This window comes from Streptomyces sp. NPDC006643 (genome assembly GCF_042870175.1).
Taxonomy (GTDB): Bacteria; Actinomycetota; Actinomycetes; order Streptomycetales; family Streptomycetaceae; genus Streptomyces.
Genome location: NZ_JBIAHA010000009.1, coordinates 65,379 through 79,450, shown reverse-complemented (window position 1 = coordinate 79,450; position 14,072 = coordinate 65,379). Strand labels below are relative to the sequence as shown.

The following is a 14,072-nucleotide window of genomic DNA, read 5'->3' as shown; positions in this document are numbered from 1 at the left end:
CACGACGACCCAAACGCAAGGTGAGGAATCGAATCATGACCGAGCTGTCCCGGCTCGCCCACGGCGTGCTGTTCCCCGCGCTCGGACGCAGGACCGTCCCCAGGTGGGCGCGCGCCCGGGTCGAGGAAGGACTCGGCGGCTTCGTCCTGTTCGGCAAGGACATCGCCGAGGCCGAACAGGTACGGGAGCTGACCACGGCTCTGCACGGCCTGCGCGACCATGTGCTGCTCTCCATCGACGAGGAGGGCGGTGACGTCAACCGGCTGGAGAACCACGGGGGTACGTCCGTACCGGGCAACCACGCCCTGGGCCGGCTCGACGATCCCGCGCGGACCCGTGAGGCCGCCTACCAGATCGGCCTCTCGCTGGTGGAGGCCGGCATCGACTGGGACCTGGCGCCCGCCGTCGACGCGGCCGTCAACCCGCTGTCCCCCAACGGCATCCGCACCTTCGGCGCCGACCGCGCGCTGGTCGCCAAGCACGCGGCGGCCTGGGTGGAGGGACTTCAGTCCGCCGGGGTGAGCGCCTGCGCCAAGCACTTCCCCGGCCACGGCCTCAGCTCCACCGACGCACACCTGGGCACGCCCACCGTGGACCTGTCCCGGCAGGAGCTGGTGGAGCACTATCTGGACCCGTTCCGCGCGGCCATCGCCGCCGGGGTCGACAGCATCATGGTGTCGCACGTCCATCTGAGCCAGTTGGACGACGTCCCCGCGACCATCAGCCCCGCCGTGCTCACCGGGCTGCTCCGCGACGAGCTGGGCTTCGACGGTGTGGTGATCACCGACGCGCTGGAGATGCGCGGCATCGCCGACGTGGCGAGCCTGCCCGACGCGGCGGTACGGGCCGTCGCGGCCGGCGCGGACGCGCTGTGCCTGGGCGCCTGGGCGTTCGGCGACGACGTGGACGCGGCGGCTGCCGCACTGGTGGCCGCCGTGGAGAACGGCACCCTGCCGCTGGAGCGGCTGCGGCAGGCGAACGCGCGTCTCGCGAAGCTCGGCACCCGGCCTCGCGCCACCGGTGTCCGGCACGACGACACCGTCGGCGAGCGGCAGGCCCGCGACGTCCTGGAGGTGAGCGGCGACGTGACCCTCAAGGGGAGCCGCGCGCTGGTCGTACGGCTCGACCCGACGCACTCGCCCGCGCAGGGCGGCGCCTCCTGGGGCGTGGAGGCGCCGCTGCGCGCGGCGGGCATCGAGGTCGAGGCGCTCGCGGTGGCGGGCGACACGTACAACGCCGAGGGCATGATCAAGGCCGAAGTCGGCCTGTATCTGGACGAGTTCGGGCCGGACGCCGATGTGGTGCTGCTGGTGCGCAGCTCGCACCGGTTCCCCTGGCAGCGGCCGGTCCTGGACGACCTGCTGGAGCGCTTCCCCCGGTGCGTCGTGGTCGACATGGGTGTGCCGGGCGACGACTTCGGCGGCTTCCGGGGCTGGGTGCGTACGTTCGGCGCCTCGCGCGTGTGCGCGCTGGCGGCGGTGGGCGCGCTGCTGGGTCGTGGCTTCGAGGCGGCGCCGGGCGCGGACCGGGCGGGACTTTGAAGACACCACCCGGGCACGCGGTGAGCGCGGGCAGTCCGGTGCCGGACGCGTCCGGCGGCGGGCGGCTGTTCACCGGTGGCAGGTTCGTGACACCGGACGCCGGTGTCACGGCCGGGTGGCTGCTCGTACGGGGCGGCCTGATCCACTCGATGGGGACGACGGGTGCGCCCGACGTCCCTGACGAGGTGGTGGAGCTGAGTGGCCGGCTCGTCGTGCCGGGGTTCGTGGATCCGCACTGTCACGGCGGCGCCGGCCACTCGGTCTACACGGGAGATCCCGCCGCCGTACGGGGGGCGGCGGCGGGGCATCTCGCACGGGGGACGACCACGATGCTGGCGTCCGTCGCGACGGTCGAGCCGCCCGCGATGGAGGCGGCGGTGCGCGCCGTCGCGTCGGTCATCGATGACGGGTCGGCGCCCAACCTGGTGGGCGTCCACTTCGAGGGACCGTTCCTGTCGCCCGCCCGGCGCGGCGCCCAGACGCGCACCGCGCTGCGCGCCCCGGACCCGGAGCTGCTGGCCGGTCTGCTGGCGGCGGCGGGCGGGCACGCGAGGTCGCTGACCGTGGCGCCCGAACTGCCGGGGGCGCTGGAGCTGATCCGGCGGTACGCGGACGAACTGGTGTGCTGTCTGGGCCACACGGACGCGGGCGCGGAGCGGTTCGCGCGGGCCGCCGATCTCGGTGCCCGCGCGGTGACGCATCTGTTCAACGCGATGCCGCCGCTGCACCACCGCGAGCCGGGTCCGGTCGCGGCGGCGCTGCTCGACCCCCGGCTGGTCTGCGAACTGGTCCTGGACGGGCACCACTTGGCGGACGACACCGTACGCCTCGCCCACCGGGTGGCCGGTCCCGACCGGCTGGTGCTGGTCAGTGACGCGATGCCGGCGGCGGGCATGGCGGACGGGGACTACGCGTTCGCGGACCGCGAGGTGACCGTCACGAACGGGGTGGCGACGCTGCGCGGCACCGACACGCTGGCGGGGTCGACGCTGTTCGTGGCCGAGGCGTTCCGCAGGGCCGTGTGCGCGGTGGGACTTCCCCTGGCGGACGCCGTCCGGATGACGTCGGGCACGGCCGCCCGGCTGCTCGGTCTGCGTGACCGGGGCGAGCTGCGCCCCGGACTGCGGGCCGATCTGGTCGAGCTGGACGCGGATCTTCGGCCCGCCCGGGTGTGGCTCGGCGGCGTGACGGTGGGGTGAACCGCCGCCGAACACCCGGCCCCCGGCGTGGATGTGAAGGACTGCCGGGGGCCGGGTGGTGGTCGTGTGCGGGCCACTTGGGACCGGCCGGCCGGTCCGTGCCGGCCGCCCCGGGCCGGGACCGGCGCCGATCGGCCGCCGGATCGGCGGGAGTGGGGCGTACAACCGGCGCGAACGCCGCACAGACGGGGAAACACCCCACCTCCGGCGCCGGAAACCGCCACCCGGCGCCCCGGCGCACGCGCCCGCCGCGCCGGTCGAAGGCGTACGTGTGACAACGATCAGCCGGTTCTCCGGTGCCGTGGTTCGGGCCCGTGCACGTATCTCGATAGGCTGAGGCCGGACCGACGCGAGGAGGATCAAGGACGATGGCAGGCAACACGGACCCGCTGTCGCCGCGGGCCAAGCTGGCCGTGACGGCAGGCAAGGCCGCAGCGGCGGTGTCGCGCGCTGCGGGGCGCGGCAGCGGATCGGTGATCGGCGGCAAGGTGGCGTTGCGGCTCGACCCGGATCTGCTGGCGGCTCTCGCGCAGCATCTGGACGTCGTGCTGGTGTCGGCGACGAACGGCAAGACGACCACGACACGGCTGATCGCCGAGGCCCTGCGGGCCAGCGGCCCCGTGGTGTCGAACGCGCTGGGCGCCAACATGCCGGCCGGTATCACCTCCGCCCTCGCGGGCGGATCGGACGCCAGGTACGGCGTGATCGAGGTGGACGAGAAGTACCTCGCCGGTGTCGCGCGCGACACCACGCCCAAGGCGATCGCCCTGCTCAACCTCTCCCGCGACCAGCTCGACCGCGCCGCCGAGACCCGCATGCTGGCCGAGCACTGGCGCGAGGGCCTGGCCGGCACGAAGGCCGTGGTCATCGCCAACGCCGACGACCCGCTGATCGTGTGGGCCGCTTCGTCGTCCCCGAACGTGGTCTGGGTCGCCGCCGGACAGGAGTGGAAGGACGACGCCTGGTCCTGCCCCGCCTGCGGCGGTGTGATGCAGCGACCCGGCGACGACTGGTTCTGCGGGCAGTGCGGTTTCCGCAGGCCCGCGCCGAGTTGGGCGCTGCACGGCGACCATGTCCTGGACCCGCACGGCTCCGCCTGGCCGATCCATCTCCAGCTGCCGGGCCGCGCGAACCGCGCGAACGCCGCCACCTCCGCCGCCGTCGCGGCCACGTTCGGGGTGCCGCCGCAGGTCGCGCTGGAGCGCATGTACCAGGTGCAGGCGGTGGCCGGCCGGTACGACGTGGTGTCCTTCCTCGGCCGTGATCTGCGGCTGCTGCTGGCGAAGAACCCGGCGGGCTGGCTGGAGACGTTCTCGCTCATCGACCCGCCGCCCACACCCGTCATCCTCGCGGTCAACGCCCGCGGCGCCGACGGCACGGACACCTCGTGGCTGTGGGACGTGGACTACACCCGGCTGGCCGGTCACCCGATCTTCGTCATCGGCGACCGCAAGCTGGACCTTGCCGTACGGCTGGAGGTCGCGGGCCTGGACTTCCGTGTGTGCGCGACCGCCGACGAGGCCGTGCAGATGGCGCCGCCCGGCCGGATCGAGGCGATCGCCAACTACACGTCGTTCCAGGACCTGCGCCGCCGTGTCAAGAACTGAGCCCGGCCATGAACACAGACGGAGTCGGAAGAGGGGCGAGCGAGCGATGAGCGACAACAGTCTGCGGCTGGTGTGGATCTACCCGGACCTGCTGAGCACGTACGGCGACCAGGGCAACGCCCTGGTGGTGGAGCGCCGGGCCCGGCAGCGCGGTCTCGACGTCACCCGTGTCGACGTGCGCAGCGACCAGCAGGTGCCGACGTCGGGCGACATCTATCTCATCGGCGGCGGCGAGGACCGGCCGCAGCGGCTGGCCGCCGAGCGGCTGCGCCGCGACGGCGGTCTCAACCGGGCGGTGTCCAACGGCGCGATCGTGTTCTCGGTCTGCGCCGGCTACCAGATCCTCGGCCATGAGTTCGTCAACGACCTGGGTGAGCGCGAGGGCGGCCTCGGGCTGCTCGACGTGATCTCCACCCGTGGCGAGGGCGAGCGGTGTGTCGGAGATGTACTGGGCGACATCGACCCGCATCTGGGACTGCCGCCGCTGACCGGTTTCGAGAACCACCAGGGCGTCACCCATCTCGGCCCGACCGCCCGCCCGTTCGCACGGGTGTCGCTCGGCCGGGGCAACGGCACGGGCGACGGCACGGAGGGCGCGTACAACGACACGGTGTTCGGTACGTACATGCACGGCCCGGTGCTGGCGCGCAATCCGCTGATCGCCGACCTGCTGCTGAAGCTGGCGCTCGACGTGAACGCGCTGCCGCCCGCGGACGACCGCTGGTACGAGGCGCTGCGCGCCGAACGCATCGCCGCCGCGACGCAGCCCGCCTAGCCCGTGGCGTCACGCTGACGTCTGCCGTTCAACCGGAGGGTGTCCAGCAGTCGGACGCCTGGTTCGGCCCCGCCACCCCGCGCCGGTAGGGTGGCGGGGATTCAGCCGGACGACGTGGTCCGGCCGTCGGCCCACGTTGCAAAGGTTCTCCGGGCAATGCGAATTGGTGTACTCACCTCCGGCGGCGACTGCCCCGGTCTCAATGCGGTGATCCGGTCCGTGGTGCACCGCGCCGTCGTCGACCACGGCGACGAGGTCATCGGCTTCCACGACGGCTGGAAAGGCCTTCTGGAGTGCGATTACCGCAAGCTCGACCTCGACGCGGTCGGCGGCATCCTCGCCCGTGGCGGCACGATCCTCGGTTCCTCCCGCGTCCAGCCCGCGCATCTGCGTGACGGTGTGGAGCGGGCCAGGGGGCATGTGGCCGACCTCGGTCTCGACGCGATCATCCCGATCGGCGGCGAGGGCACCCTCAAGGCGGCCAATCTGCTCTCCGAGGCGGGGCTGCCGATCGTCGGTGTGCCCAAGACCATCGACAACGACATCGCCTCCACGGACGTGACCTTCGGCTTCGACACCGCCGTCGGTGTCGCCACGGAGGCGCTGGACCGGCTGAAGACCACCGCCGAGTCCCACCAGCGGGTGCTGATCGTCGAGGTCATGGGCCGGGAGACGGGCTGGATCGCGCTGCACTCGGGCATGGCCGCCGGTGCGCACGCCATCGTCGTCCCCGAGCGGCCCTTCGACATAGGAGAGCTGGCCGAGCTGGTCGGCAAGCGGTTCTCGGCCGGCAAGCGCTTCGCGATCGTGGTGGTCGCCGAGGGCGCCAAGCCCCGTGAGGGCTCGATGGAGTTCGACGCCGGCGGCAAGGACATCTACGGTCACCAGCGCTTCGCGGGCGTGGCCAGGCAGCTCTCCGTCGAGCTGGAGGAGCGCCTGGGCAAGGAGGCGCGGCCGGTGATCCTGGGCCATGTCCAGCGCGGCGGTACACCGACCGCGTACGACCGGGTGCTGGCGACGCGCTTCGGCTGGCACGCGGTGGAGGCCACGCACCGGGGCGAGTTCGGCATGATGACGGCGCTGCGTGGCACGGACATCGTGATGGTGCCTCTCGCGGAGGCCGTCGAGACGCTGAAGACGGTGCCGGCGGAGCGGTACGCCGAGGCGGAGTGCGTGCTCTGAACCGCGCTCGCTGACACCGGACCGACCTCACCGACGTCGGTACGACGAACCGCCCCCGGCCGCGAACGGCGCCGGGGGCGGTTCTAGTCTGGTTCCCGGTGCGGACACATCGCACCAATCGGGATCGCGCAGCGGGAGAACACGTATGGATCACGGCGAGCACGGCACGATGACGGACCTGCCGCCGTTCACGCTGAGCCGCGCGCTGGAGTTCTCGCCCGACGCCTTCTTCCTCATCGGCTGTCTGCTGGCGCTCGCCCTGTACGGCTGGGGTGTCGTACGGCTGCGCGGCCGGGGCGACAGCTGGTCAGCGGGCCGCACCATCTCCTTCGTGCTCGGCGTGCTGACCGTCGCGCTGATGATGTGCACCTCGCTGAACGACTACGGCATGGTCATGTTCAGCGTGCACATGGTGCAGCACATGGTGATCAGCATGGTCTCCCCGATCCTGCTGCTCCTGGGCGCGCCGGTGACCCTGGCGCTGCGGGCGCTGCCGGTGGCGGGCCGGGGCCGCAAGGGGCCGCGCGAGGTGCTGCTGGCGTTGCTGCACAGCGCGTTCATGCGGTTCGTGACGCATCCCGCCTTCACGATCCCGCTGTTCATCGCGAGCCTGTACGGCCTCTACTTCACCCCGCTCTTCGACTTCCTGATGGAGTCGAAGCCGGGGCACATCGCGATGATGGTGCACTTCCTGTCCACCGGGCTGATCTTCTTCTGGCCGATCATCGGCGTGGACCCGGGGCCGCACCGGCCCGGCTATCTGATGCGGATGCTGGAGCTGTTCGCCGGGATGCCGTTCCACGCGTTCTTCGGGATCGCGCTGATGATGGCGAGCGAGCCGATGGTGCGGGCGTACGACGATCCGCCGGCGTCGCTGGGCATCGACCCGCTCTCCGACCAGAACGCGGCGGGCGGTATCGCCTGGGCGTTCAGCGAGATCCCGTCCGTCCTGGTCCTGGTCGCGCTGGTGTACCAGTGGTACCGGTCGGACCAACGCCAGGCGAAGCGCTCGGACCGGGCCGCCGACCGGGACGGTGACAAGGAGCTGGCCGCGTACAACGCCTACCTCGCGTCGTTGCAGACACGCGGACAGTAGCGCGGAACACCCCTTTCGGGTGACGATGGTCCTCACGGCCACGACCACGGCCAGGAGGAGGACACCTATGTCCGGTTCCGGATCCACGAAGACGATGGGTGTGCTCACCGTCGGCGCGCTGGTGGTCGTGACGGCCTACACGGCGGCGCTGGGGAGCAACGGCTGGCTCTGGTTCGGATGGGTGGTGCTGGGGCTGGTGACGGTCGCGATGGTCGCCTCACGCGGCAACTGAGAGGGCGGGCCGGGGTCGTCCCCGGCAGGGGGTCGGCGCTGCCCGGGGAGTACGTTCTGGGGGTCGAAGATCCACCGCACTCATTCAGGAGAATTGACCGACATGAGCAGTGAGCCGACGATGCGCGCGATCATCCAGGACTCCCTCGGCGGCCCCGAGGTGCTGCGCCTCGCCGACGTCCCCCGGCCCCGCCCGGTTCCGACCGAGGTGCTGGTCCGGGTGCACGCGGCCGGTGTGAACCCGGTCGACTGGAAGTCCCGCGAGAGCGGCGGCATGGCCGGTCTGCTCGGCGCGCCGCCGTTCGTCCTCGGCTGGGACGTGTCCGGTGTCGTGGAGGAGGTCGGCTTCGGTGTGCACACGCTGAAGGTGGGCGACGAGGTGTACGGGATGCCGTGGTTCCCGCGTCCGGCCGCCGCGTACGCCGAGTATGTGACCGCCCCCTCGCGGCAGTTCGCGCTCAAGCCCCGCACGATCGACCACCGCACGGCGGCCGGTGTGCCGCTGGCCGGGCTGACCGCCTGGCAGTCGCTGGTGGACGCGGCCCACGTGGAGGCGGGACAGCGGGTGCTGATCCACGCGGCGGCGGGCGGCGTGGGGCATCTGGCGGTGCAGTTCGCCAAGCATCTGGGGGCGCATGTCATCGGCACCGCGAGCGCCGCGAAGCACGACTGGCTGCGGGAGCTGGGCGCGGACGAGGTCGTGGACTACACGAAGGTCCGCTTCGAGGACGCCGTGAGCGACGTCGACGTCGTCATCGACCTGGTGGGCGAGGGGCACGACGCGACGACGACGCGCTCGCTGGAGACGCTGCGGCCCGGTGGCACGATCGTCGCGGTCCCGTCCGGTGTCGCGCCCGAGGTGCTGGAGGGCGCCCGTGCGCGGGGGCTGAACGCGACCGCCTTCCTGGTGGAGCCGGACGGCGCCGGCCTCGCCCGGATCGCCGGGCTGATCGACAAGGGCGTGGTCCGTGTCGAGGTCGCGGACGTCCTGCCGCTGGCGGAGGCCGCCGAGGCGCAGCGCCGGGTCCAGGAGGGCCGCACGCGCGGGAAGATCGTGCTGAGCGTGACCGACTGACGGCACGTCGGTCTCCCGTCACGCGGGGCGGGTCGGGCGGTCAGCGCAGCAGGGGAAGTTTGCCGACGAGCTTGCCGACCTTGTTGCGCGGGCCGACGAGGGCGACCGCGTGGTAGGTCAGGTCCTCGTGCTTCGTCCCCGCGAGCAGGCCGAGATATTCGTCGTAGATCCTGGACGTCTGGGCGGGCTCGGGCATGTCGACCACGAAGACGTCCTCCTTCCCGGTGGCCTTCTCCCGCAGGGCGTGCAGGGTGCCGGTGTCGGCGGCCAGCACGGAACAGCCCGCCCAGGGCAGTCCGGGGTGCGTATGTCCCGAGGCGTCGCGGCCGTCGCCGCCGAGCAGCTGCGGCAGGGCCCTGCCGACGGCGGCGGCCATACAGGCCGCCGCGTTCACGGCGCGCCCCGCGGGCAGGTCCGCGTCGACGACGATGACCCACTTGAGCGGGGCCTCGCGGGTGGAGAGGTCGGTCCGGGGGATGTCGTTATGAACGGTCATGTCGCGAGACGGTACGCAGTCGTGCGTACGATGGAGAGCCCTCCCGAACTTCGTACGGCCGAAGGGCACCTTCGTGGAACTTGATGCGCTCGACTGGGCTCTGCTGCGGGAGCTGCAACACGACGCACGGCAGACCAACCGCGATCTGGCGGCCAAGACCGGCGTCTCCCCCTCCACCTCGCTGGAGCGGGTCAAGATCCTGCGCGAGCGGGGCGTGATCGGCGGATTCCACGCGGCGCTGGATCTGACGGCGGTGGGCCGCCCCGTACAGGCACTGATCTCCGTCCGGATCAGACCGCCGTCCCGCCCCGTCATCGAGGGGTTCCGCGAGTGGGCGGCCCAATTGCCGGAGGTCATCGGGCTGTTCGTGACGTCGGGGCCGCACGACTTCCTGCTGCACGTGGCCGTGCCGAATGTCGACGGGCTGTACGCGTTCGTCATCGACCGCCTCACCGAGCGCCGTGAGGTCGCGGACGTACAGACGACGACGGTCTACGAGCATGTCCAGTCCCGGTCGATCTCCCGGCCCGCCGAGGAGAGCCGTCGTCGCTCGTTTTGAAAATGGTAACCATTGCCATATACTCGCGGCATGACACGCAACGAACTACGCCCGGTGATCAAGCTCCGCTCCACGGCGGGCACCGGCCACACCTATGTCACCCGCAAGAACCGCCGCACCGACCCGGACCGTATGGTCCTGCGCAAGTACGACCCCGTCGCCCGTCGGCACGTCGACTTCCGCGAAGACCGCTGACCCCTGACGCCGTGCGTGGGGTCAGGTGTTCCGCTCAACGCGGGCCGGCGCCCTGCCGTTCGAGCTCGGCGCCGGTTCGTGGTTGTCCTCGGCCGGCGTCCCGGTCGAACCGCCGTGCCCTTGCAGCGAGTTGAGGATGGTCATGCCCTGGCCGACCAGCCCCGCCGCCATCTCGTTGACACCGTCGGTGCCGTTGAGGACGGTGAGGTTGGAGTCCGCCAGACCCTTGGCCGCCGCGTCGGCCAGCTCCGGAAGCACCTCCACGACACGGTTGGCCGCGAGAAGTTCCTGATTCCCGTCCCGCAGGGAGAGGGCACGCGCGCTGTTCGCGTCGGCCTGCGCCTGCGCGAGGGTCCGCTGCCGGTACGCCTCCGCGTCCGCCGGGCGCCTCACCTCGGCCTCCAGCCGCTGGGCCGCCAGCATCGCCTGCCGCTCGGCGAGCGCCGTCTGCTCCTCGATGACATCCTGCGACGCCTTCGCCTGGGCCAGCGGGCCCGCCTGGGAGGCGCGCGCCCGTACCTGCTCCGTCTCCGCCTGGAAGCCGGCGCGCTTGATGGAGGTGTCCCGCTCGTACTCGGCCTTCAGCGCCTCGGCCTGCTGCTCGCGCTCGGCGGCCTCCTGGTCGGCCCTGGCCGCGGCGATACGCGCCTGGCTGGCGACAGCCGCGGCGTGCGGCGCCGCCAGGTTGTTGATGTAGCCGGTGGCGTCCTCGATCTCCTGGATCTGGAGGGCGTCCACGACGATGCCGAGCTTCTCCATCTCGCTGTGGCTGGCGGCCTTGACCTCCTGGGCGACCCGGTCACGCTCCCGGATGATCTGCTCGACGGTCAGTCCACCGACGATGGAGCGGAGGTGACCGGCGAAGATCCGGCCCACCAGTTCTTCCATCCGGTCCTGCTCGGCCAGGAAGCGCCGTGCGGCGTTGGCGATCGACACGGCGTCGTCGCCGACCTTGAAGACGGTCACCGCGCGGACGGTCAGCCGGATGCCCTGCTGGGTGACACAGTCCTCGGCGATCTCCGCCTCCCGCAGTGCCAGGGACAGCATGCGGGCCTTCTGCTTGATGGGCAGAACGAAACTGCCATGACCGGTGACTATCCGGAACTGGGTGTCCTGGACCTGCCGTTTGGAACCGGATATGAGCATCGCCTCGTTCGGTGCCGGAACACGCCAGAACAACATGAGGGAACTCCTGTCCTGCTCGACTTCAGTCGGGAAGAGGCTCCACCATCACCGAGCGGGCCGACACCCGGTCGGTGACCAGCACCTGGACATTCGCGCCGACCGGCCGGTCGGACCAGGCCGCGTACGCCTCGGAACCGCCTCGTACGGCTACCAGTACCTCCCCCGGACCGTTCGCCGGGATCGGGACGGTGATGCGGCCGACCGCACCCACCGGGCTCTGCGCGGAGTCATCTGTCACGGACATGAATCGTCGCCCTCACCTCCAGCGCTCAGCACGCCCCCGATCATTTCAGGCTACTCCGGGGACGTGCCGACGGCCGGTCGAAGGATCGCCGCGGACCGGTCGCGCGGCGCGACCGGGTCCGCGACCGGTCAGTGCAGGCGCGCCCGCCGGGGGCGGAAGATCAGCAGATACACCGTGGCGACGATGGCGACCGCCTGGGCGACGACGGTGATCACCTTGTCGTCGTACCAGAGCGGCTCGTACATGTCCGGGAAGGGTCCCCACGCGCCGATGTTCGCGTAGCGGTAGATGAGCAGGAGCGCGAGTCCGCCGGTCGCCACCGACCAGGCGAAGAGATCGGCCGGGACCCGGCGCCAGACGAGCACGAGCAGCGCGGCCAGCGCCGCGAAGCCCGCCTCGATCCGGAAGAGGTCGCCCTGGCTGATGTCCGCCGAGATGCCGTCGTAGCGGTCGGCGAGATGGGCGTGCATGTACGCGTCGACGGCGAGGCCGGCCGCCGCGAGCAGCCGGGCCGCGATGCGCAGATAGCGGCCGACGCCGCCCCGGCGCGGTGGCGCGGTGGGCGGGGCTGTGGGCTGGGATGACATGGAGGTCTCCATTCGCGCCGCGGACGGAGCCGCCGCACCGGGGCTCACTTGACGGTGAGCGTGCCCTTCATGAACGGGTGGATCGTGCAGTCGTACGGGAAGGCACCCGCCTTGGACGGCGCGGTGACGGTGGCGCTCTTGCCCGGCGCGATGTCGCCGGTGTCGAAGGAGGCGCCCTTGGTCGCCGTCAGGGTGTGGGTGGTCGAGTCGTTGTTGACCACGGTGATCTTCGCCCCGGGCGCGACGGTCAGGGAGGCGGGCCGGAACTTGAAGTCACTGATGGTGACCCGCGTTCCGCCGCCCGCGGACGGGCTGGCGCCCGACTTCGTCGCACTGCTGCTGCCGCCGCCACCTCCGCCGTCCGAACACCCGGCGAGGGTGGTCAGAGCGAGGGCGCAGGCAGCGGCGGCCACGGCGAAGGGGGCCCGGCCGGTGACCGATGAGAACGGCATGGCGTCTCCGAGCGTTCCTGGACCGGACCGGCCGATGATCAGTAACCGCCGCCGTTGTTGTTCTGGGGCTTGGAGGTGATCTTCTTGCCCTCGGGGTTCATGATGAACCACTTCGCGCCGAAGGCGTTGAGGTCCTGCCCGTTGATGTCGCCGGACTTCGTGTCGTCGGCGAAGCGGTACAGCGGGCGCCCGTTGTACGTCACCTGCTCGGAGCCGTCGTCACGCTTGGTCGTCTTGAGGAGGTTGCCCTTGAGCCCCTTGCCCGCGACCGGGGTCGACTTGACGGTGTACGGCGGCCAGGCCTGGGCGCAGCCGCCGTTGCACATCGACTTGTTCTTGGTGTCCTTGTCGAACTGGTACAGCGTCCGGCCCTTGTTGTCGACCAGCATCTTGCCGAAGGAACCGTTCTTGACGTCGACCGTGGGCGACGCCGACGAAGACGCCGACGCGGAGGCCGATGACGATGCCGCCGGGACGATGTCGACCTCGTGGTTGTTGGGCTGGCTGCCCGTGTCCGTACCGCTGGCGCTGCCATGGCCGCCACCGCCGTCCGAGCACCCGGCCGCCGCGGTGGCGATCAACAGGGCGGAGGCCAGCGCGGTGACTGTCCTGGTGTGCCGTCTCATCAGGGACTCCTCGATCGTCGGCCGCCCATGCGGGCAGCACGCGGCCCGCCCGATCGGGGCCGCCAGCCCCAGTGCACAGCAGGGCTGACGGACCGGCCACCTGGGCGGGGCCGTCCGGAGTGCGGCCCGGACGGGACCGAGAAATACGCGTGACGGAGTCGGTCGGATTGGGTCGGGTCAGGTCGAGTCAGGTTTCCTCGAAGTAGGCGTCGAGCACCGCGTCGAGTTCGGCCGTCCACGCCTTGAGGCTGCTCCGGGACGGCGCGTCGACGTCCGACTGGTAGTGGCGGCGGCCGGTCGTGTGCAGGGTGACGGTGAACCGGCGGCCGAATCTGGGGGTCTCGACCTCCACGGCGCCGATCTCGTCCCAGCCGAACTCCGCCTCGGTCTCGTCGAGCTGGAAGCGGACGCCGGTGCGGTCGGCGGTCATCGAGGCGCGCCGGTCGCTGATGTCGAAGACGGGACCGTCCTTCTCGTCGTCCTTCTTCTCGTCCTTGGCTGCGTCCTTGTCGGCGTTCGAGGCGGTGTCGGAGGCGGTGTCGGAGGCGTCCTTCGTGAGGGCGACGGTCCCGGCCGCCCCGGCCGGCTCGTCCGTGTCGTCGCCGGCCGGTGTCCCGGATGCCTCCGCCTCTTCGCTCACCTTGTCGGCCGCCGCGTCGGCCACCGCGTCGTCGGCGGCCTCCTGAGGAACGTCCTTGGCGGCGTCGTCAGCCTCCTCTTCGAGGCGGGGTGCCATGAGCCCAGGGATGTATCCGGGATCGGTCCCAGCGGCGGGTACGGGCTGGATTATCGGATCGATGCGCTCCACGGCTGGCAGTATGGCGGATAAACCTGTGCGAGGAACACTCGGTCCACGCAGGAGTGCCGGATTACGGCAAACGGGCCTGCGGACAGGCCGAGTTGCGGGTCCGGTGGAAGTCCGGACGTTATCTGTTCGGGGCGCTTACAAGCGGGGAACCCTGCACCTACACTGAACCCCCCGACCAGCCTGATGACCTGGCACGACGCAACTCCGGAGCCGG

17 protein-coding genes are annotated in these 14,072 nt (G+C 71.3%); 10 read left to right on the top strand and 7 right to left on the bottom strand.

The annotated features are described in order from the left end of the window. The first annotated feature begins 35 nt into the window (after positions 1-35). The 8 genes from ACFYNU_RS14360 (at position 36) to ACFYNU_RS14325 (ending at position 8,706) form a co-directional block, all read left to right on the top strand. Positions 36-1,541: a glycoside hydrolase family 3 N-terminal domain-containing protein gene (locus ACFYNU_RS14360; RefSeq protein ID WP_356585494.1), complete on the top strand. Its 1,506-nt coding sequence runs from the start codon at positions 36-38 to the stop codon at positions 1,539-1,541. Further along, positions 1,538-2,740 (top strand): N-acetylglucosamine-6-phosphate deacetylase, encoded by a 1,203-nt coding sequence (gene nagA, locus ACFYNU_RS14355; RefSeq protein ID WP_356585493.1) that lies wholly within the window; start codon positions 1,538-1,540, stop codon positions 2,738-2,740. Before ACFYNU_RS14360 ends, nagA begins: the two co-directional genes overlap by 4 nt. A 368-nt stretch (positions 2,741-3,108) precedes the next feature. Then, positions 3,109-4,347 carry a MurT ligase domain-containing protein gene (locus ACFYNU_RS14350; protein ID WP_356585492.1) on the top strand — a complete coding sequence of 413 codons (1,239 nt, stop codon included), beginning with the start codon at positions 3,109-3,111 and terminating at the stop codon, positions 4,345-4,347. A 46-nt stretch (positions 4,348-4,393) separates the two neighbouring features. Further along, positions 4,394-5,122, top strand: coding sequence for a type 1 glutamine amidotransferase (locus ACFYNU_RS14345; protein ID WP_023543259.1), 729 nt, complete (start codon positions 4,394-4,396; stop codon positions 5,120-5,122). 156 nt (positions 5,123-5,278) lie between these two features. After that, the gene (locus ACFYNU_RS14340; RefSeq protein WP_356585491.1) at positions 5,279-6,304 is read left to right on the top strand and encodes a 6-phosphofructokinase; all 1,026 of its coding nucleotides are present in this window, start codon (positions 5,279-5,281) and stop codon (positions 6,302-6,304) included. A gap of 145 nt (positions 6,305-6,449) precedes the next feature. Further along, positions 6,450-7,400, top strand: a complete 951-nt coding sequence (locus ACFYNU_RS14335) for a cytochrome c oxidase assembly protein (protein WP_356585490.1) — start codon at positions 6,450-6,452, stop codon at positions 7,398-7,400. A gap of 67 nt (positions 7,401-7,467) precedes the next feature. Further along, complete coding sequence (locus ACFYNU_RS14330) at positions 7,468-7,632, top strand: hypothetical protein (protein WP_023543256.1); 165 nt, start codon at positions 7,468-7,470, stop codon at positions 7,630-7,632. 102 nt (positions 7,633-7,734) lie between these two features. After that, entirely contained in the window at positions 7,735-8,706 is a 972-nt protein-coding gene (locus tag ACFYNU_RS14325; protein ID WP_356585489.1) for an NADP-dependent oxidoreductase, read from the top strand. 40 nt (positions 8,707-8,746) lie between these two features. On the opposite strand, the gene ACFYNU_RS14320 is transcribed toward ACFYNU_RS14325, so the two are convergent. After that, on the bottom strand, positions 8,747-9,202 hold the full coding sequence (locus ACFYNU_RS14320; protein WP_356585488.1) for a DUF2000 domain-containing protein: 456 nt from the start codon (positions 9,200-9,202) through the stop codon (positions 8,747-8,749). Between the two features lie 73 nt (positions 9,203-9,275). Between ACFYNU_RS14320 and ACFYNU_RS14315 the strand changes: the two genes are divergently transcribed. Both ACFYNU_RS14315 and rpmG read left to right on the top strand, forming a co-directional pair. Continuing rightward, entirely contained in the window at positions 9,276-9,761 is a 486-nt protein-coding gene (locus ACFYNU_RS14315; protein ID WP_356585487.1) for an Lrp/AsnC family transcriptional regulator, read from the top strand. Between the two features lie 30 nt (positions 9,762-9,791). Next, complete coding sequence (gene rpmG, locus ACFYNU_RS14310) at positions 9,792-9,956, top strand: 50S ribosomal protein L33 (protein ID WP_356585486.1); 165 nt, start codon at positions 9,792-9,794, stop codon at positions 9,954-9,956. A 21-nt stretch (positions 9,957-9,977) separates the two neighbouring features. Here rpmG and ACFYNU_RS14305 read toward each other — a convergent pair whose 3' ends face one another. The 6 genes from ACFYNU_RS14305 to ACFYNU_RS14280 all read right to left on the bottom strand — a co-directional run bounded on the left by ACFYNU_RS14305 (position 9,978) and on the right by ACFYNU_RS14280 (position 13,786). Continuing rightward, positions 9,978-11,138 (bottom strand): SPFH domain-containing protein, encoded by a 1,161-nt coding sequence (locus tag ACFYNU_RS14305; protein WP_356585485.1) that lies wholly within the window; start codon positions 11,136-11,138, stop codon positions 9,978-9,980. Between the two features lie 25 nt (positions 11,139-11,163). Then, the gene (locus ACFYNU_RS14300) at positions 11,164-11,385 is read right to left on the bottom strand and encodes a hypothetical protein (RefSeq protein ID WP_356585484.1); all 222 of its coding nucleotides are present in this window, start codon (positions 11,383-11,385) and stop codon (positions 11,164-11,166) included. Positions 11,386-11,513: 128 nt separating this feature from the next. Then, positions 11,514-11,972, bottom strand: coding sequence for a hypothetical protein (locus ACFYNU_RS14295; RefSeq protein WP_356585483.1), 459 nt, complete (start codon positions 11,970-11,972; stop codon positions 11,514-11,516). A 44-nt stretch (positions 11,973-12,016) separates the two neighbouring features. Next, positions 12,017-12,424, bottom strand: a complete 408-nt coding sequence (locus tag ACFYNU_RS14290) for a cupredoxin domain-containing protein (protein ID WP_356585482.1) — start codon at positions 12,422-12,424, stop codon at positions 12,017-12,019. A 38-nt stretch (positions 12,425-12,462) separates the two neighbouring features. Beyond that, entirely contained in the window at positions 12,463-13,050 is a 588-nt protein-coding gene (locus ACFYNU_RS14285) for a hypothetical protein (protein ID WP_356585481.1), read from the bottom strand. A 187-nt stretch (positions 13,051-13,237) separates the two neighbouring features. Continuing rightward, positions 13,238-13,786, bottom strand: a complete 549-nt coding sequence (locus tag ACFYNU_RS14280) for a hypothetical protein (protein WP_356585480.1) — start codon at positions 13,784-13,786, stop codon at positions 13,238-13,240. Positions 13,787-14,072: the final 286 nt, after the last annotated feature.

Excerpts from the sequence above, each read along its gene's own strand:
- ACFYNU_RS14360 (WP_356585494.1), top strand. The coding sequence starts at position 36 with ATGACCGAGCTGTCCCGGCTCGCCCACGGCGTGCTGTTCCCCGCGCTC.
- ACFYNU_RS14350 (WP_356585492.1), top strand. The coding sequence starts at position 3,109 with ATGGCAGGCAACACGGACCCGCTGTCGCCGCGGGCCAAGCTGGCCGTG.
- ACFYNU_RS14345 (WP_023543259.1), top strand. The coding sequence starts at position 4,394 with ATGAGCGACAACAGTCTGCGGCTGGTGTGGATCTACCCGGACCTGCTG.
- ACFYNU_RS14340 (WP_356585491.1), top strand. The coding sequence starts at position 5,279 with ATGCGAATTGGTGTACTCACCTCCGGCGGCGACTGCCCCGGTCTCAAT.
- ACFYNU_RS14335 (WP_356585490.1), top strand. The coding sequence starts at position 6,450 with ATGGATCACGGCGAGCACGGCACGATGACGGACCTGCCGCCGTTCACG.
- ACFYNU_RS14330 (WP_023543256.1), top strand. The coding sequence starts at position 7,468 with ATGTCCGGTTCCGGATCCACGAAGACGATGGGTGTGCTCACCGTCGGC.
- ACFYNU_RS14325 (WP_356585489.1), top strand. The coding sequence starts at position 7,735 with ATGAGCAGTGAGCCGACGATGCGCGCGATCATCCAGGACTCCCTCGGC.
- ACFYNU_RS14320 (WP_356585488.1), bottom strand. The coding sequence starts at position 9,202 with ATGACCGTTCATAACGACATCCCCCGGACCGACCTCTCCACCCGCGAG.
- rpmG (WP_356585486.1), top strand. The coding sequence starts at position 9,792 with ATGACACGCAACGAACTACGCCCGGTGATCAAGCTCCGCTCCACGGCG.
- ACFYNU_RS14305 (WP_356585485.1), bottom strand. The coding sequence starts at position 11,138 with ATGTTGTTCTGGCGTGTTCCGGCACCGAACGAGGCGATGCTCATATCC.
- ACFYNU_RS14300 (WP_356585484.1), bottom strand. The coding sequence starts at position 11,385 with ATGTCCGTGACAGATGACTCCGCGCAGAGCCCGGTGGGTGCGGTCGGC.
- ACFYNU_RS14295 (WP_356585483.1), bottom strand. The coding sequence starts at position 11,972 with ATGTCATCCCAGCCCACAGCCCCGCCCACCGCGCCACCGCGCCGGGGC.
- ACFYNU_RS14290 (WP_356585482.1), bottom strand. The coding sequence starts at position 12,424 with ATGCCGTTCTCATCGGTCACCGGCCGGGCCCCCTTCGCCGTGGCCGCC.
- ACFYNU_RS14285 (WP_356585481.1), bottom strand. The coding sequence starts at position 13,050 with ATGAGACGGCACACCAGGACAGTCACCGCGCTGGCCTCCGCCCTGTTG.
- ACFYNU_RS14280 (WP_356585480.1), bottom strand. The coding sequence starts at position 13,786 with ATGGCACCCCGCCTCGAAGAGGAGGCTGACGACGCCGCCAAGGACGTT.